A 26,351-nucleotide genomic window follows, 5' to 3' on the forward strand; every position below is an offset into this window, starting at 1 on the left:
GGTCGATTAATCACCCCCAGGTTAACTGCCGGAGAGCAGTTTCGAATGAATAAAAACGCTCGAACCTCCATTGCTCTCGTTGTGCTCGGGTCGATTTTGGTCAACCCGGCAACCGCGTGGGGCCAATCTGACTCTGGACTTGCCTTTGTACTCGGCTTTTTAGGTGGCTATGGATCGGGGTATTACGGCAGAGCGCCTTATGCGCCACGCTACGGATTTTTGCCCTGGTACGGTTTTGTACCTAACTATAGCTATGGTTACAGCTACCCGCCGGCGCCGGTTATTGTGCCGGCACCACCTCCCGTTTATATACAGCAACCACAGCCCTTGCCATCTCAGCCTGAAGCACCAAGCAGCTATTACTGGCATTATTGCCGCGAATTCGAAGGGTATTATCCCTATGTCAGGAAGTGCCCAGGCGGCTGGCTTCGGGTGGCACCCCAGCCGGCTCAATAAGCCTGATTCTCGACTACGCTTTTCCTATTTCCACGCTTCATAATGCTCAACCATCGCGTACCGCAATGGGCACAAACTCCCGTTTCTCCGGCCCAATGTAATTTGCTGATGGCCGGATGATCTTGTTATCGATCCTCTGCTCGATGATGTGTGCCGCCCAGCCGCTGGTACGGGCAACGGCGAACAGCGGGGTGAACATGGCTGTGGGCACGCCCATCATGTGATAGCTGACCGCCGAAAACCAGTCGAGATTGGGAAACATTTTCTTGATGTCCCACATCACTGCCTCCAGACGTGCCGCAATATCAAACATTTTCGTGTCTCCCGCCTCCATCGACAGCTTCCTCGCCACCTCACGAATGACCCGGTTGCGCGGATCGGCAACCGTATAGACTGGATGGCCAAACCCGATTACGATTTCCTTGTTCGCCACACGGCGGCGAATATCTGCTTCGGCTTCCTCCGGGGTGTCGTAGCGCTTCTGGATATCGAACGCAGCTTCATTAGCGCCACCGTGCTTGGGCCCGCGCAATGCGCCGATAGCTCCGGTAATGGCGGAATAGAAGTCCGAGCCGGTGCTGGCAATGACGCGCCCGGTAAAAGTGGACGCATTGAACTCATGCTCCGCGTAGAGCACAAGAGAGGTGTGCATCGCTCTCACCCAGGACGCGGGCGGAGGCTTGCCATGGAGCAGGCGCAGAAAATGCCCACCAATGGAATCCTCATCGGTTTCAAGATCAAGGCGGCGAAGGTGGTGGGAATAGTGGTACCAGTAAAGCAATATGGAGCCCAGACACGCAAGCAGCCTGTCGGCCAGGTCCCGGGTGCCTTCTATGGAATGGTTCTCCGCTTCGGGCAACACAGTGCCGAGCACGGAAACGCCGGTGCGCAGCACGTCCATCGGATGAGCAGTTGCAGGTATTGTTTCCAGGACCGTCTTAACGCGACCGGGCAAGTCGCGCAGGCTTTCGAGCTTTTTCTTATATGCAACCAGTTCCTTCAAGGTGGGCAATTTTTCATGCACCAGCAGATAGGCGATCTCTTCGAATTCGCAACTATCCGCGATGTCCAAAATGTCGTAGCCGCGATAGTGGAGGTCGTTTCCAGTCCTGCCCACGCTGCAAATGGCAGTATTGCCCGCGACCACGCCCGACAGTACGACCGACTTCTTGGTCCTGAAAGGAGTGCTCTCCACAGCTTTACTCATTTTCGGCTTTTCCCTGGGGTCCTGAAAACAGCGTGTTCAGTTTTTCTTCGTACGAATGGTAATCGAGAAAATCGTATAGCTCGCCACGAGTCTGCATGTCGGCGATCACATTTTTCTGGGACCCTTCGCTGCGGATGGTCCGATACACGTTCAGGGCGGCAGCGCTCATCGCGCGAAATGCAGAAAGCGGATACAGAATCAGAGAAACATCTACCCTTGCCAATTCCTCGACGGTATAAAGAGGGGTCGCGCCGAACTCGGTGATGTTGGCAAGAATGGGTGTCTTCGTTGCTGCGGCAAACGCCTTGTACATGTGTAGTTCCGCCACCGCTTCGGGAAAGACCATGTCCGCGCCCGCCTCCACATATGCGCACGCGCGGTCGATGGCGGATTGCAATCCTTCCATGGCCAGCGCATCCGTTCGCGCCATGAGCACGAAGTCGGGATCGGCTCTGGCATCGACCGCAGCCCTGATACGGTCGACCATTTCCGATTCGCTGACAAGCATCTTGCCCGGGCGGTGGCCACAGCGCTTGGCCTGCACCTGATCCTCGATATGCATCGCACCGGCGCCAGATTTAATCAAGGATTTCACCGTGCGTGCGATATTGAAAGCGCTTGCGCCGAAGCCGGTATCTGCATCCACCAGCAAGGGCAGGTTCGTCGCGTCGGTAATCCGCCGTACATCGGTCAGCACATCGTCAAGCGTTGAAATACCCAGGTCCGGAAGGCCCAACGACGCGGCCGACACGCCCCCGCCGGACAGATAGAGCGCCCTGAAGCCAATACGCTCGGCCAGAAGCGCCGAATAGGCATTAATACAACCAGCCACCTGTAAAGGCTTTTCCTGACCAAGCGCGGCGCGGAAACGATAACCTGCGGAGCCGATCATTGACTAAACCTGGTGGAAACGCCGAAAGAGATGTTGATCAGAGCAAATGCCTCACGGAATCGCGCTCTTCAACCAGCTCCCGGTAAGTGATTTCCATTTTTTCCCGGCTGAACGGGCTGATTTCCAAATCGGGCACGATCGAGTACTGCCCACCCCTGCATACGACAGGAAAACCATACATGACGCCGTCAGGAATGTCATAGCTCCCATCAGAAGGAACGGCCATCGATACCCAGTCATTCTCTCGCGTGCCGAAAACCCAGTCGTGGACATGTCCGATGGCGGCATTTGCGGCGCTGGCTGCGCTCGACGAACCCCGCGTCCGGATAACGTCGGTACCGCGATTCTGCACCACAGGTATGAAGTAGCTTTCGATCCATGCAGGGTCATCAATGAGGTCTATAGCTTTGTCCCCATCAAGCTCTGCATGCGTCAGGTCAGGATATTGTGTCGATGAGTGATTGCCCCATACGATCATCTTTCTTACAGTCAAAACGGGACGCCCGACCTTGACCGCGAGCTGCCACAAAGCACGATTGTGATCCAGCCGCATCATTGCGGAAAAATTAACGGGCTTCAGCCCCGGCGCATTCTTCATGGCAATGTAGGCGTTGGTATTGGCCGGATTTCCCACTATGAGGATCCTGACGTCGCGCCGTGCGGCTTCATCAAGAGCCCTGCCTTGGGCGCTGAATATGGCGCCGTTCGCCTCCAGCAGATCCTTGCGTTCCATATCTTTGCTGCGCGGACGCGCGCCCACGAGCAAGGCGATTCCCACGTCGCGGAAAGCCACTTTGGGATCGTCAGTCATGGTAACGCCGGCTAATAGCGGGAAGGCGCAGTCTTCCAGCTCCATTACCACGCCCTTGAGCGAGGGCAGCAATTGGGGTATGTCCAGCAATTGCAGGATGACCGGCTGATCCTTGCCGAGCATCTCCCCTGCCGCAATGCGAAACAACAGGCTATATCCGATCTGACCAGCGGCGCCGGTAATCGCGACGCGAATGGGATGACGCATTCTTGCGCTCCTGTAGGAGATGCCACTACAGAAAAATTCCGGGTGGTGTCCGGAGACCGGCGTTCCCCGCCAAGGTTATTGATTTGCAACCGGTAGAATGCGCTCAAATTTCATTCGTCATTCATACTGGAAACGATGTTCAGCAGCGGCAAATGAACCGGACTATAAAAACATTCACCTTCGCTGTCAAATTGCCATCACGTGGATATCCCATATCATTTCGGGCAGAATTCGAAAGAGATCACCTACGGGGCTTTCTTTTAGCTCAGCTTGGTTGAATCGCCCGATATTACCGTCTAAACTAAACCAGCGCCGAATGGAACCCGGGAAAAGCTAAAATTGCCGAAAAACCGCCCCAAGTACCTTAATCTGTTTCAAATCAAGCAACCAATGCCGGCGGTGGTATCGCTGCTGCACCGCATAAGCGGCGCCCTTCTATTCTTCCCGGGTATCCCTGCCCTTCTTTGTGGCCTGGACATGGCCCTGAGTTCTCCTGAGAAATATGCTCGATTACAAGCTATTTTGACCAGCCCGTTGGCCAAGGTGGGGCTACTGCTATCCTTGTGGTTCTTCGTACATCATTTCTGCGCCGGCATTCGTTTTGTTGCGCTTGATCTCCATTATGGCATCGAACTCGAGCAGGCCCGTCTGACCAGCAAAGTAGTATTGGTTGCAGGTGTCATAATTACCGTCCTAATTGGCGTCGTGACATGGTAAAGCGCACAGTGCGGCTGACCACCGGCGCCAATTATGGGTTGCGCGATTGGCTCGGGCAGCGAGTCACCGCGGTGGTGATGGCGGTCTTTATCCTCTGCCTGGCGGGAGCGCTACTCGTTGCTCCGCCCCAGGGTTATGCCGGGTGGAAGGCAATATTCGCCAATCAATGGATGCGTATTGCCGCATTTCTGTTTCTTGTCAGCCTCTTCTGGCATGCGTGGATCGGCGTTCGCAATATCCTTATGGATTATGTCCACGCCACGGGCGTGCGCCTTACGTTGCAGATACTCGTCATTCTATCCCTGCTGTTTTATACCGTGTGGTCGGCTGAAATTCTATGGAGTGCGTGAGTTAGCGTGGCGATCGTTACAAGAAAATTTGATGCGGTAATCGTTGGCGCTGGCGGCGCGGGTATGCGAGCCGCATTGCAACTATCGGAAGCGGGACTAAAGGTCGCGATATTATCCAAGGTATTCCCCACCCGTTCGCATACCGTGGCGGCCCAGGGGGGGATAGCGGCGGCGCTCGGCAACGTTACCGAGGATAACTGGCACTGGCACATGTATGACACGGTAAAGGGCTCGGACTATCTCGGCGACCAGGACGCGATTGAGTTCATGTGCCGCCAAGCCAGCGAGGTGGTGTATGAACTGGAGCATTTCGGCATGCCGTTCGACCGCCTCGACAACGGGAAAATTTACCAGCGCCCGTTTGGAGGGCAGTCGCAAAATTTCGGGGGCGCGCAGGCAACGCGCTCATGCGCGGCGGCGGATCGTACCGGCCACGCCATGCTGCACACGCTCTACCAGCGCAATGTGCAAGCGAACACCCAGTTTTTCATAGAATGGATGGGGCTGGACCTGATTCGCGATGAGGACGGCGACGTTTGCGGCGTGACGGCGCTGGATATTGAAACCGGTGAAGTCATGGCGATGCAGGCACGGGCCACACTGTTCGCCACTGGGGGAGCGGCACGCATATTCAGCGCCAGCACCAATGCGTTCATCAATACGGGTGATGGCCTCGGAATGGCGGCGCGTGCAGGAATTCCGCTGGAAGACATGGAGTTCTGGCAATTCCACCCCACGGGAGTGTACGGGGTTGGCGTACTCATCAGCGAGGCGGTGCGCGGCGAAGGCGGCTATCTGCTGAATAAGGATGGGGAGCGCTTCATGGAACGCTATGCCCCTCACGCCAAGGACCTGGCCAGTCGCGACGTGGTGTCCCGAGCGCTGACAATGGAAATGCAGGCTGGGCGAGGATGCGGCAGAGATGCAGATCACCTGCTTCTGAAGCTCGATCATCTGGGGGCGGACGTAATCAAGGCGCGACTCCCGGGCATACGTGAAATCGCAATAAAGTTTGCCAATGCGGACCCTATCCGTGATCCCATCCCGGTCGTGCCCACGGCACATTATATGATGGGCGGTATTCCCACCAATTTCTACGGACAGGTCGTCGCGCCATATAAAACGGGACCTGAGGAAGTCGTTCAGGGCTTTTATGCCGCTGGCGAGTGTGCTTGTGTTTCCGTGCATGGTGGCAACCGTCTGGGAACAAATTCGCTGCTCGATATTCTCGTGTTCGGTCGCGCTGCCGCCAATCAGATTATCGAAGATCTCAAAAAGAATCAGCATCACAAACAGTTACCCCCAGATGCTACCGACAAGGCGCTGGCGAGGCTGGCCCGTCTGGAGGGTCAAAAGGACGGTGAAAACGTAGCGCAGGTGAGCGATGCAATGCGCAAAACCATGCAAACCCATTGTGGCGTATTTCGATTCCCCGACATGCTCAAGCAGGGTGTGGCAAAAATGAGCGACATTGCTGAGCGTGCGAGACAAACTGCGATCCGGGACAAGAGCCGTGTGTTCAATACCGCTCGGGTCGAAGCGCTGGAACTCGACAACCTGATCGAGGTAGCAATGGCGACCATGGTGTCGGCTGAGGCCCGGACAGAGAGCCGCGGTGCGCATGCACGTGATGACTTTCCCGATCGAGATGACAACAAGTGGCTCAAGCATACGTTGTATTTTAATGAAGGCAGGCGTTTGGACTACAAGCCCGTGCGCTTGAAACCGCTGACGGTGGAATCTTTCGCTCCCAAGCCAAGGACGTACTAGACCGCATACTGATTAATCCCGATTACCGGAGTAACAGAACCGTGAAATTTTCTATTTACCGCTTCGATCCAGACACGGATGCGACACCCTACATGCAGGACTATGACATCGAGTTGGAACCAGCCGATCGGATGCTGCTTGACGCATTGGTACGAATCAAAACGGTCGACGATAGCCTGAGTCTGCGCCGCTCCTGCCGCGAAGGGGTGTGCGGCTCGGATGGGATGAACATCAACGGTCGCAACGGGCTGGCGTGCATCACGCCGCTCACAGGATTGAAGGAGCCCGTGGAACTGCGCCCCCTGCCAGGCCTGCCCGTAATACGCGACCTAATCGTGGACATGACCCAATTCTTCAAGCAATACCATTCTATCAAGCCCTATCTCATCAATAATGATCCGCCACCGGAAACTGAACGGTTGCAGTCACCCGCGGAACGGGCTGAATTGGACGGGCTGTATGAATGCATCCTTTGCGCGTGCTGTTCCACGGCGTGCCCCTCATTCTGGTGGAACCCGGATAAGTTCGTGGGGCCAGCCGGTCTGCTGCAAGCCTACCGCTTTCTTGCCGACAGTCGCGACCAGGCGACCGCCGAGCGTCTGGATTATCTGGAAGATCCTTATCGCCTGTTTCGCTGCCACACGATCATGAATTGTGCGGATGTATGCCCCAAGGGTTTGAACCCGACCAATGCGATCGAAAGTATCAAGGATATGATGGTGAAACGAACGGTATGAAACAGCTCGAGCGGGCGCGCTGGCGCTGCCGGCGCGGATTGCTGGAACTGGATCTTACGCTAGAGCGGTTTGTGGACGAGCATTACGTCAGCCTTGGCGAAGCCGAGCGCCGGCAATTCGAAATGTTGCTGGACCTTTCTGATAACGACTTATGGGATATGATTGCGCTGAAAAAAAAACCCACGGACATGAGGCTGCAGTACGTACTGAGCTTGTTGCAGGCTATTTAGCTTTTGGAATCCATCATCACTAGGGAATAGGACAATATGGAACACAAACGTAACGCGACGCTCGATCTCGGTGACGGAAGCGAGCCACTGGAATTTCCTGTTCTATCCGGGACCATGGGGCCGGATGTAGTGGATATTCGCACGTTACAGGCCAAAGGCGGCGTCTTTACCTATGATCCCGGCTTTCTTTCCACCGCCAGCAGCAATTCCAAGATAACTTTTATCGACGGCGATGAGGGCGTTCTGCTCTATCGTGGCTATCCCATCGAACAACTGGCGGAACAGTGCGACTTCATGGAAGTCTGCTATTTGCTGATGAATGGGGAGCTGCCCAATAACGAGCAAAAGAAATCGTTCGACAACACCATCAAGGAACACACGATGGTGCATGAGCAGTTGGCGCGCTTTTACACCGGTTTCAGGCGCGACGCCCATCCCATGGCCGTAATGGTCGGCGTCGTCGGTGCGTTGTCGGCGTTTTATCACGATGCGATGGACATATCGGACGCCTCACATCGGGAATTATCGGCCTTCCGGCTGGTAGCGAAGTTGCCCACCATTACCGCCATGGCATACAAATACAATGTCGGCCAGCCTTTCATCTATCCCCGCAATAACCTCAGCTACGCTGAAAACTTCATGCATATGATGTTCGCCACCCCGGCGGAGGAATACAAACCCAATCCGGTGCTGGCGCACGCGCTAGATCGCATTCTGATCCTGCATGCCGACCACGAGCAGAATGCCTCTACCTCCACCGTCCGGCTCGCCGGTTCCAGCGGCGCAAATCCGTTCGCCTGCATTTCAGCCGGGATTGCCTGTCTATGGGGGCCAGCGCATGGCGGAGCCAACGAGGCGTGCCTGAACATGCTCGAGGAAATTCACGATGAATCGCGCATTGGCGAATATATAGCCCGTGCCAAGGACAAGAACGACCCTTTCCGGCTAGTGGGGTTCGGCCATCGGGTTTACAAAAATTTCGATCCCAGGGCAAAATTGATGCGTGAAACCTGCCACGAGGTATTGGATGAACTCGGCTTGCACGACGATCGCTTGTTCAAGCTTGCGCTCAAGCTGGAAAAAATAGCGCTGGAAGATGAATACTTCATTTCCCGTAAACTCTACCCGAATGTGGACTTCTACTCCGGTATCGTGCAGCGCGCGCTTGGTATACCTTCTTCCATGTTCACCGCGATATTTGCCACCGCACGCACGGTGGGCTGGATCGCGCAATGGAGTGAAATGATCGCCGACCCGGATCGCAAGATCGGGCGTCCCCGTCAACTTTACACAGGCGCGGTGACACGCGATGTCGTACCGCTTGCGTTACGCGAGTAATCAACACTGCCTAGCGGCAAGGTATCTGCTATGAACCCACTGTTCGATGATTCGCTGCTGTTTAGCGCAAATGCGCCCTTTATCGAGGAGCTTTACGACGCTTACCTGCGAAATCCACAGTCGGTCTCGCCAGAGTGGCACGAATACTTTGACAAGCTGCAGCAAACAGGGGGGGGACGAGCGACACCAGATGTATCGCGCTCCCGGAAACCATCCCACGCCCACGACGCTGCCATTCCCCCGACAGGACAGGATGAATATGGCCTGACTACCGAACGCAAGCAGATATCGGTATTGCAGATCATCAATGCTTACCGCTTCCTCGGCGTGCGCCAGGCGAACCTCGATCCTCTCAAGCACCAGGAAAAATCACACGTTCCCGAACTCGATCCCGCCTATTACGGACTGACCGAGGCAGACATGAGCACCGTTTTCGGCACCGGTTCGTTGATCGGCCCACCCCGCGCCCCGCTTGGCGAAATTCTTCAAATTCTGCGGCAAACCTACTGTAGCACCATCGGCGTCGAGTACATGTACATTACCGATACCGAGCAAAAACGCTGGATACAAAGCCGCATCGAAGGACCGCGCGCCCAACCAGACTACCCGGCAGAATACAAGCGCCATATTCTTGAGCGGCTAAACGCAGCCGAAGGGCTGGAAAAATATCTTCATGCACGCTATGTCGGGCAGAAACGCTTCTCTCTGGAAGGCAGCGAAAGCCTGATTCCCTTGTTGGACAATCTGCTGCAGCGTGCCGGCGGCATGGGCGTGCAGCAAAGCATTATCGGCATGGCTCACCGGGGCCGGCTCAACGTGCTGGTCAACACCCTCGGCAAGCTGCCAGCGGATTTGTTCCAGGAATTCGAAGGCAAGCACGGCCAGGAACTGACCGAAGGCGACGTCAAGTATCACCAGGGTTTTTCTTCGGCGGTATCCACGCCGGGCGGAGTGATGCGTCTCACGCTGGCATTCAATCCCTCCCACCTCGAGATCGTGGACCCGGTAGTGGAGGGATCGGTGCGCGCGCGGCAACACCGTCTCAAGGACAGGGAGGGCGATCAGGTGCTACCCGTGCTGCTGCATGGCGATGCGGCATTTTCGGCCCAGGGTGTAGTGATGGAAACCCTGAACCTGTCGCAGACGCGCGGTTATGGAACCGGCGGCACCGTGCATATCATCATCAACAATCAAATCGGTTTCACCACTTCTGATCCACGCGACACGCGCTCGACGCTTTATTGCACCGACGTGTCGAAAATGATTGAGGCGCCGATCTTTCATGTCAACGGCGACGATCCGGAAGCTGTCATCATGGTGACTGAAATCGCGCTTGATTTCCGGATGACGTTCCATAAGGACGTGGTTGTCGATATGGTTTGTTTTCGCACGCTGGGCCACAACGAGCAGGACGAACCAATGGTCACCCAGCCATTGATGTATAAAATCATCGGCCGCCATCCCGGCACACGCAAACTTTACGCCGATAAACTGGAGACCGAAGGCGTCATTGATACGGGCCAGGCTGAATTGATGGTAAAAACCTATCGTGATGATATGGATGCGGGGCGTAACCCCAACAAAACCATCGTTTACGGGTACAAATCACCGGATGGGGTGGATTGGAAACCATTCCTGAAGAGTGGCAAATGGGATGTAAAGCTACAGACCGGGTTGCCTCTGACGGAATTGAGGCACTTGGCCGAACGACTGACGGATATTCCGTCCAAATTCAAGCTGCATGCACGAGTGGAAAAAATCATCGCCGATCGCCGTTTGATGAGCGAGGGAAAGCTGCAGCTCGATTGGGGGATGGCGGAAAATCTTGCCTATGCGGCGCTGCTGAAGGATGGGTATCCTGTAAGGATTTCGGGCCAGGATTCGGGGCGGGGAACCTTCTTTCACCGCCACGCAGTGCTGCACGACCAGAATCGGGAACGGTGGAACGAAGGGATATATATCCCGCTCCGCCATATTGCGCCCGATCAACCTGATTTCGTCATCATTGACTCTGTGTTGTCCGAAGAAGCGGTACTTGCTTTTGAATACGGATATGCTACCGCTGAGCCAAATGAACTTGTCATGTGGGAGGCGCAGTTTGGCGATTTTGCCAATGGTGCGCAAGTGGTAATAGATCAGTTTATCGCATCAGGAGAAGCGAAGTGGGGCCGCTTGTGCGGGCTGGTGATGATGCTTCCTCATGGCTATGAGGGCCAGGGACCCGAGCACTCCTCGGGGCGCGTTGAGCGTTATCTGCAGCTATGCGCGGAATACAATATCCAGGTATGCATTCCGACCACCCCCGCACAGATGTTTCACGTGCTTCGGCGCCAGATGATCCGCCCGCTTCGCAAGCCGCTTGTCATCATGAGCCCCAAAAGTCTCTTGCGTCACAAGGAATCAGTATCGAGCCTCGAAGACCTCGCGCAAGGCAGTTTCCAGAATGTCATTCCAGAAGCTGAAAAACTCGATCCAAAAAATGTGCGCCGCCTCATCGCGTGCTGCGGGAAGATATATTACGACCTGTTGACGTACCGCCGGAAGCATAAATTCGAGGATGTGGCGATTATCCGCATTGAGCAGTTGTATCCGTTTCCGCATGAAGAATTCGAGGTTGAGGTAGACCGGTACCCGCAAGCAAAAGATATCCTCTGGTGCCAGGAAGAGCCTGGAAACCAGGGAGCCTGGCATCGCATCCAGCATTATCTTCTTCGGCACAAGCGCCCGGATCAGGTTTTGGGCTACGCTTTGCGTCCATCGTCGGCGTCCCCGGCAGCGGGATATCTGGCAAAACATACCTTGCAACAGAACGAACTCATAGCAGCGGCGTTTCGCGAGAAAATTTAACCCTAGAGGACGAACTATGCTCGTCGAAGTCAAAGTTCCAGCGTTATCCGAGTCCGTGGCGGAAGCTACCCTGCTTTCATGGCATAAAAGAGAAGGCGAACAAGTTGACCGCGGTGAAAACCTGATTGATATCGAGACCGACAAAGTCGTGCTGGAACTTCCGGCGCCGGCTGCGGGGATACTGGCCAAGATCATCAAAGACGATGGAACGACAGTAACCAGCGGTGAAATTATCGCCACCATAGACACTGAGGCAGCCGGAGCCTCAACCATCGCCTCAACCAGCGCTACGACTGCCGCTGCCGCCGAAACCGGGGCGGGCGCGACGCTTCCAAGCGGGCAACCGGCGCCCGCCCCTTCCCCGGTAACATCGGAAGTGCCCCCAATGATGCCTGCCGCGCGAAACATGGCGGCACAGGCAAACCTCGCGCCCGCCGAAATCGGCTCGATCAAGGGTAGCGGACGGGGCGGCCGCATTACTAAAGAGGATGTTGCAGAACATGTCGACCGCAAGGCCGCCGCGCCCTCGGTCCCAACCTCTTCAGAACCTGCTCCGAAACCGACTCCTGAGCCTATGTCGGCCCCCACTCTGGTAACGCCGCAAGCCGCCGCTCCGACGGAGATCGAAGGCGACCGCCCGGAACAGCGAGTACCTATGTCGCGCCTGCGCGCGCGCATTGCTGAACGGCTGGTACAGTCGCAATCCACTGCCGCCATACTCACCACCTTCAACGAAGTCAATATGCAGGCAATAATGGACTTGCGTGCCCGGCATAAAGATAAATTCGAAAAAGAACATGGCGTCAAGCTCGGAATCATGTCGTTTTTTGTCAAGGCCGTGGTAGCGGCGTTGAAAAAGTTTCCCATCGTCAACGCGTCAGTGAATGGAAGTGACATCATCTATCACGGTTATTACGACATCGGCATTGCCGTGAGCAGCCCCCGCGGATTGGTTGTTCCCATTCTTCGCAATGCAGACTCCTTGTCGCAGGCGCAGATCGAAAGGCAAATCGCCGATTTCGGCAGACGCGCCCAGGACGGGAAACTGACCATCGAAGAATTGACCGGCGGTACATTCTCCATTACAAATGGAGGTGTCTTCGGCTCCATGCTCTCCACCCCTATCATCAATCCCCCGCAAAGCGCGATTCTCGGCATTCACGCCACCAAGGAACGTCCAGTGGCCGAGAATGGCCAGGTGGTTATCCGTCCCATGTGCTACCTTGCGCTATCCTACGATCACCGCATCATAGATGGACGAGAAGCGGTACTTTCACTGGTGGCGATGAAAGAAGCACTTGAATATCCCATGAGTCCGTTGCTGGGAGACTGAAGCCAGACCTCACGCTGCCGAATCCGACCCAGACCTTTTTTTTTCTTATGTTCCATTAAGGCGCCAATATGTCTCAATCCTTCGATGTCGCCGTAATCGGCGCTGGCCCGGGCGGGTATGTGGCAGCGATACGCTGCGCCCAACTGGGACTCAATACCGTCTGTATAGACGAGTGGAAAAACCCGCAAGGGAAGCCCAGTCTGGGCGGAACATGTCTAAATGTCGGCTGCATCCCCTCGAAGGCCCTTCTCGAGTCATCCGAGAATTACGAACGTGCCGCCCATAAATTCTCGAGTCACGGCATTCAAGTTGAAGCCCTGTCGGTCGACATTCCGGTGATGATGTCCCGCAAAGAGAAAATCGTTGCAAACTTCACCGGCGGCGTGGCGATGCTGCTCAAAAAAAACAAGGTTGCCTCAATGCATGGACGAGGGACACTACTCAAGCGCGATCAGGAAAATCGCGCTAGCGCGCTTTGGCAAATCGAAGTGACGAATGCGGATTCCGTCCAAACCATCGAGGCTAAGCACGTGATTATTGCTACCGGTTCCACGCCCCGCACCCTGGCGCTCGCGCCAGTGGACAACGAGCGAATACTGGACAATACCGGTGCGCTCAACCTGACAGAAGCGCCGCGGCGTTTGGCGGTGATAGGGGGCGGAGTGATCGGCCTGGAAATGGGCAGTCTATGGCGGCGGCTCGGTTCGGAGGTAACTATCCTCGAAGCCCTGCCCGGATTTCTCACCGCGGCCGATGAGCAAGTAGCAAAAGAAGCCCGGAAAATCTTCACCCGGGAAACAGGCCTGGTTATTCATACCGGCATAAAAATAAGCGGCATCACAACCGATGAACAAAGCATTAAAGTGGAGTATGCCGACGTGGACGGCAATGCGCAAAAGCTGGAAGTAGACAAAGTGATCGTAGCCGTGGGGCGCATGCCCAACACAGTCGGCCTTGGGGCCGAAGATACCGGGCTCAAGCTCGATGAACGGGGATACGTCGAAGTGGATGCGAATTGCCGCACCAGCCTGCCTGATGTGTACGCAGTGGGAGATGTGGTACGCGGGCCCATGCTGGCGCATAAGGCGTCGGAGGAAGGTGTTGCCGTGGCGGAACGCATCGCTGGACAACCGGGGCACGTGAATCTCGACGCCATTCCCTGGGTGATCTATACCTCCCCCGAAATCGCATGGGTTGGAAAAAGCGAGCAGCAATTGAAGTCGGCCGGAATCCAATATAAAGCAGGGCAATTCCCTTTCATGGCCAATGGACGCGCCCGCGCCCTGGGGGAGACCGGCGGCTTCGTAAAGGTGCTCGCGGATGCGAACACCGACCGAATCCTCGGTATCCACATGATTGGTCCCTACGTTTCCGAATTGATTGCCGAGGCGGTGGTGGCGATGGAATTCGCCGCCAGCAGCGAAGATATCGCGCGGATTGTGCACGCACACCCGTCGCTGTCTGAAGTACTGCATGAAGCAGCGCTGGGCGTGGAGAAACGCGCGATTCATATATAACACTCGGTGGGCTGGCCTGAAGCCTGAGAATCAATAGAAAACTCGTAGCGCTTGTTCGTCTATATAGGGTTCCACTCACCAAACAGGGTTCCCACTCACCAAAGCCTTGTCGCCCGCGAATTTATTTTTAAAACCCGCCCTATTCTCGCGTCTCTTAACACTGCCGGGCGAGCCCGGCTGAGCCGTTTTTGGAGTAAAATGCAGCTTTTCAAGAATTTGCCATGACGCGCATCACGATTGCCCTTTCCAAGGGCCGCATTTTCGACGATACCGCTCCGCTATTGAAAGGCGCGGGCATTGTCGCGCTGGATGATCCCGACACGTCGCGTAAACTGATCCTGGCCACGAATCGCGATAATGTACGGCTCATCATCGTGCGTGCGTCGGACGTGCCCACCTACGTACAGTACGGCGCCGCGGACCTGGGTATCGCAGGGAAGGACGTATTGCTGGAACATGGTGGCGCTGGGCTTTACCAACCGCTGGACTTGAATATCGCCTGTTGCCGCATGATGGTGGCGGTGCGAGACGACTTTGATTACGAATCCGCCGTCCGCCGGGGGGCAAGAGTACGTGTTGCGACCAAGTACCTGCAAACGGCGCGCGAACACTTTGCCGAAAAAGGCATGCATGTGGATCTGATCAAGCTCTACGGTTCGATGGAACTTGCACCGCTGGTGGGATTGGCGGATGCGATCGTGGATCTGGTTTCGAGTGGCAATACGCTCAAGGCCAACCATCTAAAGGCGGTGGAAGAGATCATTCCAATTTCAGCCCGCCTGATTATCAATCAGGCCGCGCTGAAATTGAAACGCGAAACGATACAGCCTATGCTTGATGCGTTCTCCACAGCAATTTCAAACAAGCTCATTGCTCAACCCGCCCAATAAACAGAGAAATACCGACCGGATGATACAGATAAGGCGCTTGTCCTCAACCGACAGCCGCTTCGATGAAGCGTTAGGGCGGCTTCTCGCTTTTGAAGACGAGCAGGATGCAGCAGTCGACGCAGCGGCGGCGGAGATCCTGGCTGACATAAAAAAACGCGGTGATGAAGCGCTGCTGGGATATACCCGCCGCTTCGATCATCTCGACGCGGGGTCCATGGCAGAGCTTGAATTACCGCATGACCGCATGCAATCGGCGTTGCAAAGTCTGCCGGCGGATCAGCGCAGTGCACTGACAGAGGCGGCTGCCCGCGTTCGCGCTTATCACGAAAAGCAGTTGATGCAATCTTGGAGCTATGTAGAACCCGACGGCACATTGCTTGGTCAGCAAATCACCCCGTTGGACCGGGTCGGGTTATACGTGCCTGGCGGCAAGGCATCCTACCCTTCCTCAGTGCTGATGAATGCAATACCCGCCAAAGTCGCCGGCGTTGGCGAGCTCATCATGGTGACACCCACTCCCCGTGGTGAAACGAGTGATCTAGTCCTCGCCGCGGCTGCAATTTGCAATGTGGATCGTATTTTTACCATTGGAGGTGCTCAGGCAATCGGCGCGCTTGCCTATGGCACTCATACCGTACCGCAAGTGGACAAAATCGTCGGCCCCGGCAATGCATATGTCGCGGCGGCAAAGCGGCGCGTATTTGGCGTGGTGGGCATCGATATGCTGGCAGGACCGTCAGAGATCCTGGTGATTTGCGACGGCAAGACCAATCCCGACTGGATTGCCATGGACTTATTTTCGCAAGCTGAGCATGATGAGTTGGCACAGGCAATTCTGCTTTCTCCGGATCCGGTTTTCATTGACGCCGTAGCCGCAAGCATTGCACGCCAGTTGGAAGCAATGTCCCGGAAGCGGGTCATACATACCTCGCTCGAAGGCCGCGGCGCCCTTATTCAGGTACGCGATCTGGACGAAGCGTGCGCCATCGCAAATCGCATCGCCCCGGAACACCTTGAATTATCGGTGGAGCAGCCGGAAAACTGGATGACTAAGATCAGACACGCCGGGGCGATCTTTCTTGGAAGATATACTTCTGAAGCGCTGGGCGACTATTGCGCCGGCCCCAATCATGTATTGCCCACCTCCGGCACTGCGCGATTTTCGTCGCCATTGGGCGTTTACGATTTTCAGAAACGAAGCAGCATTATTCAGGTATCAGCAGAAGCCTCGGCAAGACTTGGCCGAATTGCCTCGACCCTGGCGCATGGCGAAGGGTTACAGGCGCATGCGATGTCAGCCGAGTACCGGTTTCAGAATAGCGCGGCTGCGATCCCGGATGGATCCGGCTCTTCCATAAGTGAACCTATCGCTTTGCCGCCCCGACTTTGAGTGCGATACAAATTCCAACTTCATCTTAATAATGTCCAGGTCGCCCGATCAGATCATCCGGACGGAAGTTCTATCGCTCTCCGCCTACCATGTTGCCCCCGCAAGCGGCATGGTAAAGCTGGATGCGATGGAAAACCCATATTCGCTACCGGACCGTCTGCGGGACGACATCGCCCAGCTGGTCGCTACTGCACCCATCAACCGTTATCCCGATGCCAGCGCGGCGTCGCTGAAAGCCATGTTGCGGGCAGCGCTGGCCGTACCCGACGGGATGGAGATCATGCTGGGCAACGGTTCGGACGAAATCATCCAGATCATCGCCTTGGCCTGCGCCAGGCCCGGCGCCACGTTGCTGAGTGTCGAGCCCGCGTTCGTCATGTTTCGCATGATCGCTGCTTTCGCCGGCATGAAGTACGTGGGCGTTCCGTTAAAGGCCGATTTTTCGCTCGACATCGATGCAACGCTTGAAGCGATCTCGCAACATGAGCCGGCAGTCATTTTCATCGCCTATCCGAATAACCCCACGGGCAACCTGTTTGACGCCCGGGCAATCTCACGTATCATTGAAGCTGCACCCGGCCTAGTGGTCGTGGATGAGGCCTACCACGCCTTTGCCAATGCCAGCTTCATGGACAAACTGTTGCAGTACCCCAACCTGTTGTTGATGCGCACGCTTTCCAAGCTGGGATTGGCTGGCTTGAGACTGGGTCTGCTGGCGGGAGGACCTGAGTGGCTGAGGGAGTTGGAAAAACTGCGATTGCCGTATAATGTAGGAATCGTCACCCAGCTGATCGCGGAAAAAGTGTTACAGCATCGCGATGTCCTGCTGCAACAGGCTGCGGCGATCAAGAATGAGCGGGCGATGTTGGGTGCGCGGCTGGCGGCGATGCACGGCATCGAACCTTTTCCAACGGATGCAAACTTTATACTATTTCGCCTGAGCGAAGCCGGTCACGTGTTTCAGAATCTCAAAAAACGCGGCGTATTGATCAAGAATCTGGATGGAACACATCCCTTGCTGAAAAATTGCCTGCGAGTGACGGTGGGCAAGCCTGATGAAAACGCGCTTTTTCTGGCCGCGTTGGAAGGTTCGCTCGCGTAACGCCAGCCTTACAAGAATGACCGGTAAATGACTGATCTCCCTATCCTTGTTCTATCCAACTAATCTCATGCGACAAGCCGAGGTCAACCGTAACACCCTCGAAACCCAGATCAGTCTGAATGTCAATCTGGATGGAACGGGAAAGGCAGTACTGGACACAGGAGTCCCTTTTCTCGATCACATGCTGGACCAGGTGGCGCGTCACGGCATGATCGACCTGGAGATTGCGGCCAAGGGTGACCTGCACATTGATGCTCACCATACCGTCGAGGATATCGGAATCACGCTTGGCCAGGCATTCGCCCAGGCAGTTGGGGATAAAAAAGGGCTGCGCCGCTACGGTCACGCCTACGTTCCGCTGGATGAAGCATTATCCCGCGTCGTAATAGATCTCTCCGGCAGGCCGGGTATGAAATTCAACGTCGATTTCGCGCGGGCAAGGATAGGAGATTTCGACGTTGATCTTATCAACGAATTTTTCCAAGGTTTTGTCAATCACGCTCTGGTGACGTTGCACGTCGAGAATCTGGCGGGGGTGAATGCCCATCACCAGGCGGAGACGGTATTCAAGGCATTTGGCCGTGCTTTGCGCATGGCAATGGAAACCGATCCTCGTGCGGCTGGCACCATCCCTTCCACCAAAGGTTCCCTGTAGCTCCCTCACTCTCAATTGCTCGATATGCCTGATATCGCAATCGTTGACTACGGCATGGGCAACCTGCGCTCCGTGTCCAAAGCACTGGAACATGTCGCACAAGGTGCGTCCATAAGCGTGACCAGCAATCCCGAGGTGGTGCGCAGCGCTTCCCGTGTCGTAGTGCCTGGTCAAGGCGCGATGCCGGACTGTCTGCGCGAATTGGACAAGCTTGGATTGCGGAAGGCAGTCGTGGACGCAGCGCTGCACAAGCCTTTTCTGGGTATTTGCTTGGGTCTGCAGATGCTGTTCGACAGCAGCGAGGAAGGCAACGTAAAGGGCCTCGGTATCGTGAGTGGAAAGGTGCGGCGTTTCTCCGCTCCGGCGACGACCGCCAATGTCCAGCAAAGGCTCAAAGTACCGCACATGGGCTGGAATCAAGTACACCAGGCGGTCGCACATCCTATGTGGAAGGACATTCCTCAGGATGCGCGCTTCTACTTCGTGCACAGCTATTACGTCGAAACGGCCACCCCTGAGCCCGCCGCGGCATATACCGAGTATCCGTTTCCATTTACTTGTGCGGTGGCAAAAGATAATATTTTCGCCGTCCAGTTTCACCCTGAAAAAAGTCAGGAGTCAGGCTTGGCGCTGCTAAGCAATTTTGTGCACTGGCAACCCACGGTATTCAAGGGTACGCGCAGCCGGTTCTGACCCTGTAGCCATATCTTCTTCGAACTCAACCATACTCCCGATACCGACTTAAAATGCTGATCATTCCTGCGATAGACCTGAAGGACGGTCACTGCGTACGTCTGAAACAAGGCGTGATGGAAAATGCCACGGTGTTTTCCGATGACCCCGGCGCCACAGCCAGACATTGGCTGGATCAGCGCGCGAGGCGACTGCACCTGGTGGATCTTAACGGTGCGTTTGCGGGGAAACCAAAGAATGAGCTTGCCATTCGCGAAATCATTAAGGCGATCGGCGACGAAATTCCAACTCAGCTTGGCGGCGGCATACGTGATCTGGAAACCATCGAACGTTATCTCGACGACGGTATTACTTACGTTATCATCGGCACCGCAGCGGTAAAGACACCTGGGTTCCTGCATGATGCGTGTAACGCGTTCCCCGGACATATCATGGTGGGGCTGGACGCGAAGGACGGCAAAGTGGCGGTTAATGGCTGGTCGAAGGTCACCGGCCACGATGTGGTGGATCTGGCAAAGAAATTCGAGGACTATGGGGTTGAAGCAATTATTTATACCGATATCGGACGCGACGGAATGTTGAGCGGCGTCAATGTTCAGGCGACGGTGCAACTTGCCCGCGCACTAACCATCCCCGTCATTGCCAGTGGGGGTATCGGAAACCTCGACGATGTAAGGGCCCTTTGCGACATAGCATCGGAAGGTATTGCCGGCGCGGTTACGGGGCGCGCGATCTATGAAGGCACGCTGGATTTCAAAGAGGCGCAAGCGCTGGCTGATGAGCTCAGCGCTCAAGCGGCATCCGTAGATGCGACCCTCCCTTCCTGAAGATCAATTCTGGGCCAAGGCGAGAAACAAACCGTCGTCAGTACCTTTACCCCGGCAACGTCTTTTTCGGATCTATTTCTGTTTACCTTTAGAATAAAGGTCTTTAATGTATGGGGCTTGCAAAGCGTATTATCCCTTGCCTTGACGTGACCAACGGGCGGGTGGTCAAGGGCGTGAATTTTATCGGGCTTCGGGATGCGGGCGACCCCATCGAAATATCGCGACGTTACGATGATCAGGGGGCGGATGAACTGACCTTTCTCGACATTACCGCCAGTTCAGACGATCGCGACCTGATTTTGCATATTATCGAAGAAGTAGCGGCGCAGGTTTTCATACCCTTGACTGTTGGCGGCGGCGTTCGCAAAGTGGAAGACGTGCGCAGGCTGTTGAACGCAGGCGCCGATAAAGTAAGCATCAACACCTCGGCAGTCCAGAATCCTGAGTTGGTCCGAGAGGCCGCTGACCGCTACGGCTCGCAATGCATCGTGGTGGCAATTGATGCCAAGCGGGCGGAAAATGGATGGCAGGTCTTCACCCACGGCGGCCGTAACGCCACCGGTCTGGATGTGATCGAGTGGGCAAAGAAGATGCAGGCACTGGGGGCGGGGGAAATACTGCTCACGAGCATGGATCGAGACGGGACCCGCAACGGATTTGATCTGGCGCTGATCCGTTCAGTATCCGACACGGTGGATGTACCGGTGATCGCAAGCGGCGGTGTAGGTAATCTGCAACATTTGGTTGATGGAATTGTAGACGGCCATGCCGACGCGGTGCTGGCAGCAAGTATTTTTCATTACGGCGAGTACACGGTACGTCAGGCCAAAGAGTACATGGCGCAACATAGTATCGAAGTGCGGTTGTAGTACATTCATCTTCAAGCATATCTATGTCCGATATTTGGCTCAACAAGATAAACTGGTCCGACGATGGGCTGGTACAGGTAGTCACGCAGGAAGCAGGCAGCAACGACGTGTTAATGGTCGCATGGATGAATCGCGAGGCGTTGAAGCTAACCGTTCAGACCAACGAGGCGCACTACTGGTCTCGCTCCCGCAAAAAGCTCTGGCATAAGGGCGAAGAATCCGGTCACGTCCAGAAAGTACAGGAAATCCATCTGGATTGTGATAATGACGTTCTGTTGCTGAGGGTGGAACAAGTCGGCGGGATTGCCTGTCATACCGGCAGACATAGTTGTTTCTTCAATAAACTGGAGAAGGGGCAATGGGAGGCGGCTACGCCGATCCTGAAAAGCCCGGATGAAATCTACAGAAAATGACTAACTCGACTATTCTCTGCCATCTGGCTGACGTGATTGAAGCGCGCAAAGATGCCGACCCCTCGGCCTCTTATGTGGCGAAGCTGTTGCATGATGGCGAGGATAAGATTCTTAAAAAAGTCGCGGAAGAGTCGGCCGAGGTGTTGATGGCATCAAAAGATGGCGACAAACCGCATGTGGTACGCGAAGTAGCCGACCTGTGGTTTCACTGCCTGGTGCTATTGGCACACCACGGCATGAGGCCGGAGGCGGTGTTGGATGAATTGCAGCGCCGGGAAGGAATCTCCGGAATTCACGAAAAAGCGTCGCGGAAAGCAAAATAAATGGATAACTGCCTATTCTGCAAGATAGTTCGGGGCGAAATCTCCAGCGAGAAAATCTACGAAAACGAGGACGTTTTTGCATTTCATGATATCCACCCGGCGGCACCGGTGCATTTCATGCTGATACCCAAATTGCACATCAGCTCGCTTGCGGAGGTCGACGACAAGCACCGCAGCTTGCTCGGGGAAATGATGGTACTGGTACCCCGATTGGCACGACAACAAGGTTGTACCGATGGCTTTCGCACTATCATCAATACCGGACGCGTCGGAGGACAGGAAGTTTATCATTTCCACATTCACGTCATAGGCGGCGGGGATCGTCTGCCGGGCATGATCCCTCACCCGAGATAAAGGAGTAAACCATGGGATCATTCAGTATCTGGCATTGGCTTGTGGTTCTGCTGATCGTTGTGCTGGTATTCGGCACCAAGAAACTTCGCAATCTGGGCAGCGATCTGGGTGGCGCGGTGAAAGGTTTCAAGGAAGGAATCAAAAGTGCGGACGAAGAGGAGATAGCGTCGCCAAATAAGCAAACGGAGTCTCGAATTATCGACGTTGATGCCAAGGACACCACCCAGACCAAATCCTGAATTTATGGGGCTAGCGAAGAATATGCCCCGCCGAGAGTAAGCGCAAGAATGAAGAGCATGAGAGCGACGGGCGCTGGAATATCGTTAATGGCAAATCGGCCACGGGCATTTTTCTTCTCGGCGCTTTTCTTCCGGGCTCCCTTTCGTAGTCCGCCAGCGTAATGTTCGATATAAGTTTCTCCGAAATCCTTGTTATAGCGGCGGTTGCGCTGATCGTGCTGGGTCCGGAGCGGCTTCCGAAGGTTGCACGCACGCTAGGCCACCTGCTGGGACGGGCACAACGGTACGCCAATGATGTGAAGAATGATATCCAGCGCGAGATGGAACTGGAGGAACTTAGAAAGTGGCAAAATTCGGTGGAGGGGGCAGCGCGCTCGGTTGAAACTACCGTACGCACAGAACTGAACCAGTTTCAGGAAGCAATCCAGGCGGAACCAAAACATCCCGCTGATGAGGCTCTAGAACCGCCCCACGAAACCACAGCGGAGCCCGCACCAGCAGCACAACCGCCTGCTACACCGGTTCAACCCACTACCCCACCGCTTCAGCCTAAGTCAGGCTCGGCACAACCCTGACGCGTGTGTGTCGTGCAGGATCGGGAAACTTTTACCAGACCCTTCACCGGGCCCTTTTTGCGCGCTTTGCTGATTAGTCACGACGCCATAAAATAAAGATCAGCGCGCCGCTTTCCGGCTGAACATGACAAACGGGAATTGGCAGGACAGGCCCATCCTTATGGGAACGCCTGCTTTCGCAAGAGTGGCTGGTTATTTGGAGCCCCGCCCAATTCCATGCCCAGCAGGCCAGCAAAACCGTATCCAAGGGGCGTTTGAACACGCCTTTGCCCGGCCATAATCTATACTTCGCTAATATAAACCGGTATAACATCCGCTCCACTTACCGGCCGACGTTCATAACAATGAGTACCGACGAGACATTCATTTCGCATCTGGTCGAACTCCGTGCCAGGCTGATCCGTGCGTGTGGCGGAATCCTCCTGGGATTTGTCCCCTGTGCCTTTTACGCCAGGGAACTCTATTCTCTACTGGCGCAGCCTCTACTGGACAAGCTTCCGGAAGGGGGACAGATGATCGCAACCGAAGTTATCACGCCGTTTTTTGTGCCTATGAAAGTCGCGATGATGGTCGCTTTTGTCATCACGCTGCCGCACACCCTCTATCAAATCTGGGCCTTTGTCGCTCCCGGGCTATATTCGCACGAGAAACGCCTCGTGCTGCCACTGGTGCTGGCCAGCAGCATACTGTTTTTATGTGGCATGGCTTTCGCATACTTTGCCGCTCTGCCCCTGGTATTTGAATTTATTACGCACTTTGCTCCTGAAGGCGTCGCTGTCATGACCGATATCGGCAGGTATCTCGACTTCTTGCTGACAATGTTCATCGCCTTCGGTATCACCTTCGAAGTACCGATACTGGTTATAGTACTGGTGCGAATGGACATCGTGTCGATTGAAAAACTGAAGGAAATACGTGCCTATGTTCTGGTCGGCGCCTTTGTGATTGGCGCCATATTTACTCCTCCGGACGTAATTTCGCAGTTCATGCTGGCGGTCCCGCTTTATCTGCTTTATGAATCTGGAATACTCGTTGCCGTTGTTCTGGGCAAATCTGATATTCGGGAAAGATCAGCGGTTTCTCGATCGATCGATGAAAAAGATGCGTAGCACGAACTGACGCAAGCTGAGGCCGCAGGAGGGGCGAAAGCCTGTCACATGGGGCGGCGCAGGCATGCGAAGCAATATTTTAACGGGTAAGTTTAGCCCTTGCCATGAGGGAATCATTCCATGGCCTCCGGATCCATATACTGGTCTTGAGGTGCCGGCTTGGGACGCTTGCCAACGTTGATCTTGATTTGTTTTTCGGCCTGGTTGCGAATGACTGTAATGGTTGCGGCCTTCCCCGGCAGCAATGCCGCGATCAGGTTGAGCATCCCGGATGAGTCTATGACCGGCTTGCCTTCTACCGCCACGATGATATCCCCCGGCTTCACGCCGGCTTGATCAGCAGGCCCACCCTTAAGCACGCCTGCAATCAAGGCGCCGTTTATATTGGGACGCTTGAAAGATTCGGCCAGTTCCGGCGTCAGGTCTTGAACTTCTACTCCAATCCAACCACGGACAACGCCGCCGGTTTGTATAATTTGTTCCATGATCTGCTTGGCAACACTGGTGGTGATCGCAAACCCGATACCGAGCGATCCTCCGGTCCGCGATACAATCGCGGTATTTATACCGATCAGATTGCCAAAGACGTCAACGAGCGCGCCGCCCGAATTGCCGGGGTTGATGGCAGCGTCGGTCTGAATGAAATTTTCGAACGTATTGATGCCCAGGTGAGTCCGCCCCAGTGCACTGATAATCCCCATGGTTACCGTCTGTCCCACACCGAAGGGATTGCCGATTGCGAGCACGATGTCGCCTACCTGGGCATTATCCGACTGGCCGAAGGTCATCGTCGGCAGGGCTTGCATATCGACCTTTATCACTGCCAGATCGGTCTCCGGATCGGATCCGATGACCCGTGCTTTAGCCTCTCTTCCATCCGAAAGCGCGATCTTGATTTCATCCGCGGCTTCTATAACATGATGGTTGGTAAGAATGTAACCTTCCGGGCTTACAATCACGCCTGAGCCGAGGCTCGATGCTCGCCGGCTCTGCGATTCGAAGCGATCACCGAAGAAGCGTCGGAACACCGGGTCTTCCATCAGTGGATGGGAAGATACTTTGATTTCCTTGCTCGTAAAAACGTTTACCACCGACGGCATGGCTTTTTGCGCTGCGGCGCTAAAACTACCGGCTTTGGGGATGCCCTCCGCTGTCGGCGGCGGAATGACTGCTTCTTTTATGGTGACCATGGTTCCACCACCCGTAGGCGACTTCCACGGGAGCAGTTCGGGTCGCAGCGTCGAGACAACGAACAGTGCCGCCAGGACTACGGTCGTCGTTTGTGCGAAAATCAGCCAGAGTTTGCGCATTTGTGGATATTGATTTCGATTCTAAATAGTTTGCAATAATGACCGGATGAATTCTGATGCAATTGAACGAACTCGAAATCTATTTGAATCAACTGCTGGATACGGCCCGCTTTCACGATTATTGCCCAAATGGGTTGCAAGTGGAAGGAAGAAATGAGGTGCGCTGCCTGGTAAGCGGCGTTACAGCCTCGTTTGAGCTGTTGGAAGCCGCTGTGGCCGCAAATGCGGATGTCATTCTTGTACACCATGGTTATTTTTGGCGAGGCGAAGACCCTTGCTTGGTCGGAATGAAGCACCGCCGTATCGCCTATCTGATGCGGCACAATGTCGGCCTGCTCTCCTATCATTTGCCACTCGACGCCCACCCCGAATTCGGCAACAACATACAGTTGGCGCACCGATTGGGCTTCGTTGAAGCCGGTCGTTTCGGTGATCAAAATATTGCAATGCATGGAACCGTTCTATCGGGAGTGTCGAACTTGAAAGTGTTGGGAACGACCATCGAAAATGCCCTGGCGAGGAAGCCTCTGGTAATTGGCGATGAAGCAAAACCAATACTGCGGGTAGCCTGGTGCACTGGCGGCGCTCAAGGTTATTTCGACGAGGCTATCCGGCTGAGTGTGGACGCGTATATAACCGGGGAAATTTCCGAGCGGACAGTCCATGCCGCCCGTGAATCGGAGGTGGCATTTATCTCGGCGGGACATCACGCGACCGAGCGGTATGGAGTTCAGGCTTTAGGCGAACATATCTCCGACAGATTTGGAGTGGCTCATCAGTTCATAGATATCGATAGTCCGGTATGAGATAGTATGAGACCTTTAGCAGGCGGTTTGAACCATGTAGGTGGTACCAGCAAGAGTCTTGATACTGGTGCTACCGGTTTACATAAACCAGCGATACAGTATGGTTATATAACAACTATAAAGGAGTGTGCCGACCTGGAAGGACGCTGCTGAGTTTGGCGGTTGTTCACAGTCGCGGCTATTGCTGTTGCCGCTATCTGCATTTTGTTGTATTTAATATTTAGATTTGCATTTGGTATTTATCAAGGCGACGACTTTTGTGGCAAGCGGGTTAATTTTCTGAGCACCGAAATTACTACGGAAGATAGGAGAGAAGAGATGGCATTTAAGCCTTGGCTGAGGGTGGTTACGCTGGCATGTGGCGCGCTGTTGAGCGCGAGCGCA

The 26,351-nt window shown here is 55.0% G+C and carries 29 protein-coding genes; 25 read left to right on the forward strand and 4 right to left on the reverse strand.

From position 1 onward, the window contains the following. Positions 1-45 precede the first annotated feature (45 nt). Positions 46-456, forward strand: a complete 411-nt coding sequence (locus tag BM022_RS07070) for a hypothetical protein (RefSeq protein ID WP_091138037.1) — start codon at positions 46-48, stop codon at positions 454-456. A 46-nt stretch (positions 457-502) separates the two neighbouring features. Here the strand turns inward: BM022_RS07070 and prpC are convergent, their stop codons facing one another. From prpC to BM022_RS07085, 3 genes are read right to left on the reverse strand one after another with little or no spacing between them, the layout of a single operon-like run. Continuing rightward, the gene (gene prpC / locus BM022_RS07075) at positions 503-1,663 is read right to left on the reverse strand and encodes a bifunctional 2-methylcitrate synthase/citrate synthase (protein ID WP_091138039.1); all 1,161 of its coding nucleotides are present in this window, start codon (positions 1,661-1,663) and stop codon (positions 503-505) included. Continuing rightward, positions 1,656-2,555, reverse strand: a complete 900-nt coding sequence (prpB, locus tag BM022_RS07080; protein WP_091138040.1) for a methylisocitrate lyase — start codon at positions 2,553-2,555, stop codon at positions 1,656-1,658. The genes prpC and prpB overlap by 8 nt, the downstream gene beginning before the upstream one ends. Before the next feature lie 37 nt (positions 2,556-2,592). Continuing rightward, positions 2,593-3,573, reverse strand: a complete 981-nt coding sequence (locus BM022_RS07085; protein WP_091138042.1) for a malate dehydrogenase — start codon at positions 3,571-3,573, stop codon at positions 2,593-2,595. 339 nt (positions 3,574-3,912) lie between these two features. Here BM022_RS07085 and sdhC point away from each other — a divergent pair, with 339 nt between their 5' ends. From sdhC to tatC, 22 genes are all read left to right on the forward strand, one after another. After that, positions 3,913-4,290 carry a succinate dehydrogenase, cytochrome b556 subunit gene (gene sdhC, locus BM022_RS07090; RefSeq protein WP_177191647.1) on the forward strand — a complete coding sequence of 126 codons (378 nt, stop codon included), beginning with the start codon at positions 3,913-3,915 and terminating at the stop codon, positions 4,288-4,290. After that, complete coding sequence (gene sdhD / locus BM022_RS07095) at positions 4,284-4,640, forward strand: succinate dehydrogenase, hydrophobic membrane anchor protein (RefSeq protein WP_091138044.1); 357 nt, start codon at positions 4,284-4,286, stop codon at positions 4,638-4,640. The genes sdhC and sdhD overlap by 7 nt, the downstream gene beginning before the upstream one ends. Positions 4,641-4,646: 6 nt before the next feature. Next, entirely contained in the window at positions 4,647-6,410 is a 1,764-nt protein-coding gene (gene sdhA, locus BM022_RS07100) for a succinate dehydrogenase flavoprotein subunit (protein WP_091138046.1), read from the forward strand. Between the two features lie 41 nt (positions 6,411-6,451). Further along, positions 6,452-7,147: a succinate dehydrogenase iron-sulfur subunit gene (locus tag BM022_RS07105; RefSeq protein WP_091138048.1), complete on the forward strand. Its 696-nt coding sequence runs from the start codon at positions 6,452-6,454 to the stop codon at positions 7,145-7,147. Next, positions 7,144-7,377 carry an FAD assembly factor SdhE gene (locus tag BM022_RS07110; RefSeq protein ID WP_091138049.1) on the forward strand — a complete coding sequence of 78 codons (234 nt, stop codon included), beginning with the start codon at positions 7,144-7,146 and terminating at the stop codon, positions 7,375-7,377. The genes BM022_RS07105 and BM022_RS07110 overlap by 4 nt, the downstream gene beginning before the upstream one ends. Before the next feature lie 36 nt (positions 7,378-7,413). Further along, positions 7,414-8,715 carry a citrate synthase gene (gene gltA / locus BM022_RS07115; protein ID WP_091138051.1) on the forward strand — a complete coding sequence of 434 codons (1,302 nt, stop codon included), beginning with the start codon at positions 7,414-7,416 and terminating at the stop codon, positions 8,713-8,715. A gap of 30 nt (positions 8,716-8,745) precedes the next feature. Further along, complete coding sequence (locus BM022_RS07120) at positions 8,746-11,562, forward strand: 2-oxoglutarate dehydrogenase E1 component (protein WP_091138052.1); 2,817 nt, start codon at positions 8,746-8,748, stop codon at positions 11,560-11,562. A 16-nt stretch (positions 11,563-11,578) separates the two neighbouring features. Further along, on the forward strand, positions 11,579-12,895 hold the full coding sequence (odhB, locus tag BM022_RS07125) for a 2-oxoglutarate dehydrogenase complex dihydrolipoyllysine-residue succinyltransferase (RefSeq protein WP_091138054.1): 1,317 nt from the start codon (positions 11,579-11,581) through the stop codon (positions 12,893-12,895). A gap of 68 nt (positions 12,896-12,963) precedes the next feature. Then, on the forward strand, positions 12,964-14,412 hold the full coding sequence (lpdA, locus tag BM022_RS07130; protein WP_091138056.1) for a dihydrolipoyl dehydrogenase: 1,449 nt from the start codon (positions 12,964-12,966) through the stop codon (positions 14,410-14,412). Between the two features lie 221 nt (positions 14,413-14,633). Continuing rightward, positions 14,634-15,302, forward strand: a complete 669-nt coding sequence (hisG, locus tag BM022_RS07135) for an ATP phosphoribosyltransferase (protein ID WP_091138057.1) — start codon at positions 14,634-14,636, stop codon at positions 15,300-15,302. Between the two features lie 19 nt (positions 15,303-15,321). After that, positions 15,322-16,692, forward strand: a complete 1,371-nt coding sequence (hisD, locus tag BM022_RS07140) for a histidinol dehydrogenase (RefSeq protein WP_177191648.1) — start codon at positions 15,322-15,324, stop codon at positions 16,690-16,692. Between the two features lie 31 nt (positions 16,693-16,723). Then, a complete protein-coding gene (gene hisC, locus BM022_RS07145; protein WP_091138059.1) occupies positions 16,724-17,794 on the forward strand; it encodes a histidinol-phosphate transaminase in 1,071 nt (356 codons plus the stop codon). 67 nt (positions 17,795-17,861) lie between these two features. Further along, complete coding sequence (hisB, locus tag BM022_RS07150; protein WP_091138061.1) at positions 17,862-18,449, forward strand: imidazoleglycerol-phosphate dehydratase HisB; 588 nt, start codon at positions 17,862-17,864, stop codon at positions 18,447-18,449. Between the two features lie 24 nt (positions 18,450-18,473). Continuing rightward, complete coding sequence (hisH, locus tag BM022_RS07155; RefSeq protein WP_091138063.1) at positions 18,474-19,142, forward strand: imidazole glycerol phosphate synthase subunit HisH; 669 nt, start codon at positions 18,474-18,476, stop codon at positions 19,140-19,142. A gap of 53 nt (positions 19,143-19,195) precedes the next feature. Next, on the forward strand, positions 19,196-19,969 hold the full coding sequence (gene hisA / locus BM022_RS07160) for a 1-(5-phosphoribosyl)-5-[(5-phosphoribosylamino)methylideneamino]imidazole-4-carboxamide isomerase (protein WP_091138065.1): 774 nt from the start codon (positions 19,196-19,198) through the stop codon (positions 19,967-19,969). A gap of 110 nt (positions 19,970-20,079) precedes the next feature. Then, complete coding sequence (hisF, locus tag BM022_RS07165) at positions 20,080-20,838, forward strand: imidazole glycerol phosphate synthase subunit HisF (protein ID WP_091138067.1); 759 nt, start codon at positions 20,080-20,082, stop codon at positions 20,836-20,838. A gap of 23 nt (positions 20,839-20,861) precedes the next feature. Beyond that, positions 20,862-21,251, forward strand: coding sequence for a phosphoribosyl-AMP cyclohydrolase (gene hisI, locus BM022_RS07170; protein WP_091138069.1), 390 nt, complete (start codon positions 20,862-20,864; stop codon positions 21,249-21,251). Further along, the gene (locus BM022_RS07175; protein WP_091138070.1) at positions 21,248-21,574 is read left to right on the forward strand and encodes a phosphoribosyl-ATP diphosphatase; all 327 of its coding nucleotides are present in this window, start codon (positions 21,248-21,250) and stop codon (positions 21,572-21,574) included. Before hisI ends, BM022_RS07175 begins: the two co-directional genes overlap by 4 nt. Further along, positions 21,575-21,928: a histidine triad nucleotide-binding protein gene (locus tag BM022_RS07180; protein WP_091138072.1), complete on the forward strand. Its 354-nt coding sequence runs from the start codon at positions 21,575-21,577 to the stop codon at positions 21,926-21,928. Positions 21,929-21,939: 11 nt separating this feature from the next. Continuing rightward, complete coding sequence (gene tatA, locus BM022_RS07185; RefSeq protein ID WP_091138074.1) at positions 21,940-22,167, forward strand: Sec-independent protein translocase subunit TatA; 228 nt, start codon at positions 21,940-21,942, stop codon at positions 22,165-22,167. A gap of 161 nt (positions 22,168-22,328) precedes the next feature. Beyond that, entirely contained in the window at positions 22,329-22,742 is a 414-nt protein-coding gene (tatB, locus tag BM022_RS07190) for a Sec-independent protein translocase protein TatB (protein WP_091138076.1), read from the forward strand. A gap of 344 nt (positions 22,743-23,086) precedes the next feature. After that, positions 23,087-23,851 (forward strand): twin-arginine translocase subunit TatC, encoded by a 765-nt coding sequence (gene tatC, locus BM022_RS07195; RefSeq protein WP_091138077.1) that lies wholly within the window; start codon positions 23,087-23,089, stop codon positions 23,849-23,851. A gap of 113 nt (positions 23,852-23,964) precedes the next feature. Here the strand turns inward: tatC and BM022_RS07200 are convergent, their stop codons facing one another. Beyond that, positions 23,965-25,161: a Do family serine endopeptidase gene (locus BM022_RS07200; RefSeq protein ID WP_091138079.1), complete on the reverse strand. Its 1,197-nt coding sequence runs from the start codon at positions 25,159-25,161 to the stop codon at positions 23,965-23,967. 56 nt (positions 25,162-25,217) lie between these two features. Between BM022_RS07200 and BM022_RS07205 the strand changes: the two genes are divergently transcribed. Both BM022_RS07205 and BM022_RS15740 read left to right on the forward strand, forming a co-directional pair. After that, positions 25,218-25,967 carry a Nif3-like dinuclear metal center hexameric protein gene (locus BM022_RS07205; protein ID WP_091138081.1) on the forward strand — a complete coding sequence of 250 codons (750 nt, stop codon included), beginning with the start codon at positions 25,218-25,220 and terminating at the stop codon, positions 25,965-25,967. A gap of 162 nt (positions 25,968-26,129) precedes the next feature. Next, positions 26,130-26,351 (forward strand): hypothetical protein (locus tag BM022_RS15740; protein WP_218146847.1); only part of this gene is annotated, 222 nt, incomplete at its 3' end.

The organism is Nitrosospira sp. Nsp14 (assembly GCF_900113575.1).
Lineage (GTDB): Bacteria > Pseudomonadota > Gammaproteobacteria > Burkholderiales > Nitrosomonadaceae > Nitrosospira.

Bases quoted from the DNA above. Each gene is read 5' to 3' on its own strand.
- BM022_RS07070 (WP_091138037.1), top strand. From the start codon at position 46: ATGAATAAAAACGCTCGAACCTCCATTGCTCTCGTTGTGCTCGGGTCG.
- prpC (WP_091138039.1), bottom strand. From the start codon at position 1,663: ATGAGTAAAGCTGTGGAGAGCACTCCTTTCAGGACCAAGAAGTCGGTC.
- prpB (WP_091138040.1), bottom strand. From the start codon at position 2,555: ATGATCGGCTCCGCAGGTTATCGTTTCCGCGCCGCGCTTGGTCAGGAA.
- BM022_RS07085 (WP_091138042.1), bottom strand. From the start codon at position 3,573: ATGCGTCATCCCATTCGCGTCGCGATTACCGGCGCCGCTGGTCAGATC.
- sdhD (WP_091138044.1), top strand. From the start codon at position 4,284: ATGGTAAAGCGCACAGTGCGGCTGACCACCGGCGCCAATTATGGGTTG.
- BM022_RS07110 (WP_091138049.1), top strand. From the start codon at position 7,144: ATGAAACAGCTCGAGCGGGCGCGCTGGCGCTGCCGGCGCGGATTGCTG.
- gltA (WP_091138051.1), top strand. From the start codon at position 7,414: ATGGAACACAAACGTAACGCGACGCTCGATCTCGGTGACGGAAGCGAG.
- BM022_RS07120 (WP_091138052.1), top strand. From the start codon at position 8,746: ATGAACCCACTGTTCGATGATTCGCTGCTGTTTAGCGCAAATGCGCCC.
- odhB (WP_091138054.1), top strand. From the start codon at position 11,579: ATGCTCGTCGAAGTCAAAGTTCCAGCGTTATCCGAGTCCGTGGCGGAA.
- lpdA (WP_091138056.1), top strand. From the start codon at position 12,964: ATGTCTCAATCCTTCGATGTCGCCGTAATCGGCGCTGGCCCGGGCGGG.
- hisG (WP_091138057.1), top strand. From the start codon at position 14,634: ATGACGCGCATCACGATTGCCCTTTCCAAGGGCCGCATTTTCGACGAT.
- hisD (WP_177191648.1), top strand. From the start codon at position 15,322: ATGATACAGATAAGGCGCTTGTCCTCAACCGACAGCCGCTTCGATGAA.
- hisC (WP_091138059.1), top strand. From the start codon at position 16,724: ATGTCCAGGTCGCCCGATCAGATCATCCGGACGGAAGTTCTATCGCTC.
- hisB (WP_091138061.1), top strand. From the start codon at position 17,862: ATGCGACAAGCCGAGGTCAACCGTAACACCCTCGAAACCCAGATCAGT.
- hisH (WP_091138063.1), top strand. From the start codon at position 18,474: ATGCCTGATATCGCAATCGTTGACTACGGCATGGGCAACCTGCGCTCC.
- hisA (WP_091138065.1), top strand. From the start codon at position 19,196: ATGCTGATCATTCCTGCGATAGACCTGAAGGACGGTCACTGCGTACGT.
- hisF (WP_091138067.1), top strand. From the start codon at position 20,080: ATGGGGCTTGCAAAGCGTATTATCCCTTGCCTTGACGTGACCAACGGG.
- hisI (WP_091138069.1), top strand. From the start codon at position 20,862: ATGTCCGATATTTGGCTCAACAAGATAAACTGGTCCGACGATGGGCTG.
- BM022_RS07175 (WP_091138070.1), top strand. From the start codon at position 21,248: ATGACTAACTCGACTATTCTCTGCCATCTGGCTGACGTGATTGAAGCG.
- BM022_RS07180 (WP_091138072.1), top strand. From the start codon at position 21,575: ATGGATAACTGCCTATTCTGCAAGATAGTTCGGGGCGAAATCTCCAGC.
- tatA (WP_091138074.1), top strand. From the start codon at position 21,940: ATGGGATCATTCAGTATCTGGCATTGGCTTGTGGTTCTGCTGATCGTT.
- tatB (WP_091138076.1), top strand. From the start codon at position 22,329: ATGTTCGATATAAGTTTCTCCGAAATCCTTGTTATAGCGGCGGTTGCG.
- tatC (WP_091138077.1), top strand. From the start codon at position 23,087: ATGAGTACCGACGAGACATTCATTTCGCATCTGGTCGAACTCCGTGCC.
- BM022_RS07200 (WP_091138079.1), bottom strand. From the start codon at position 25,161: ATGCGCAAACTCTGGCTGATTTTCGCACAAACGACGACCGTAGTCCTG.
- BM022_RS07205 (WP_091138081.1), top strand. From the start codon at position 25,218: ATGCAATTGAACGAACTCGAAATCTATTTGAATCAACTGCTGGATACG.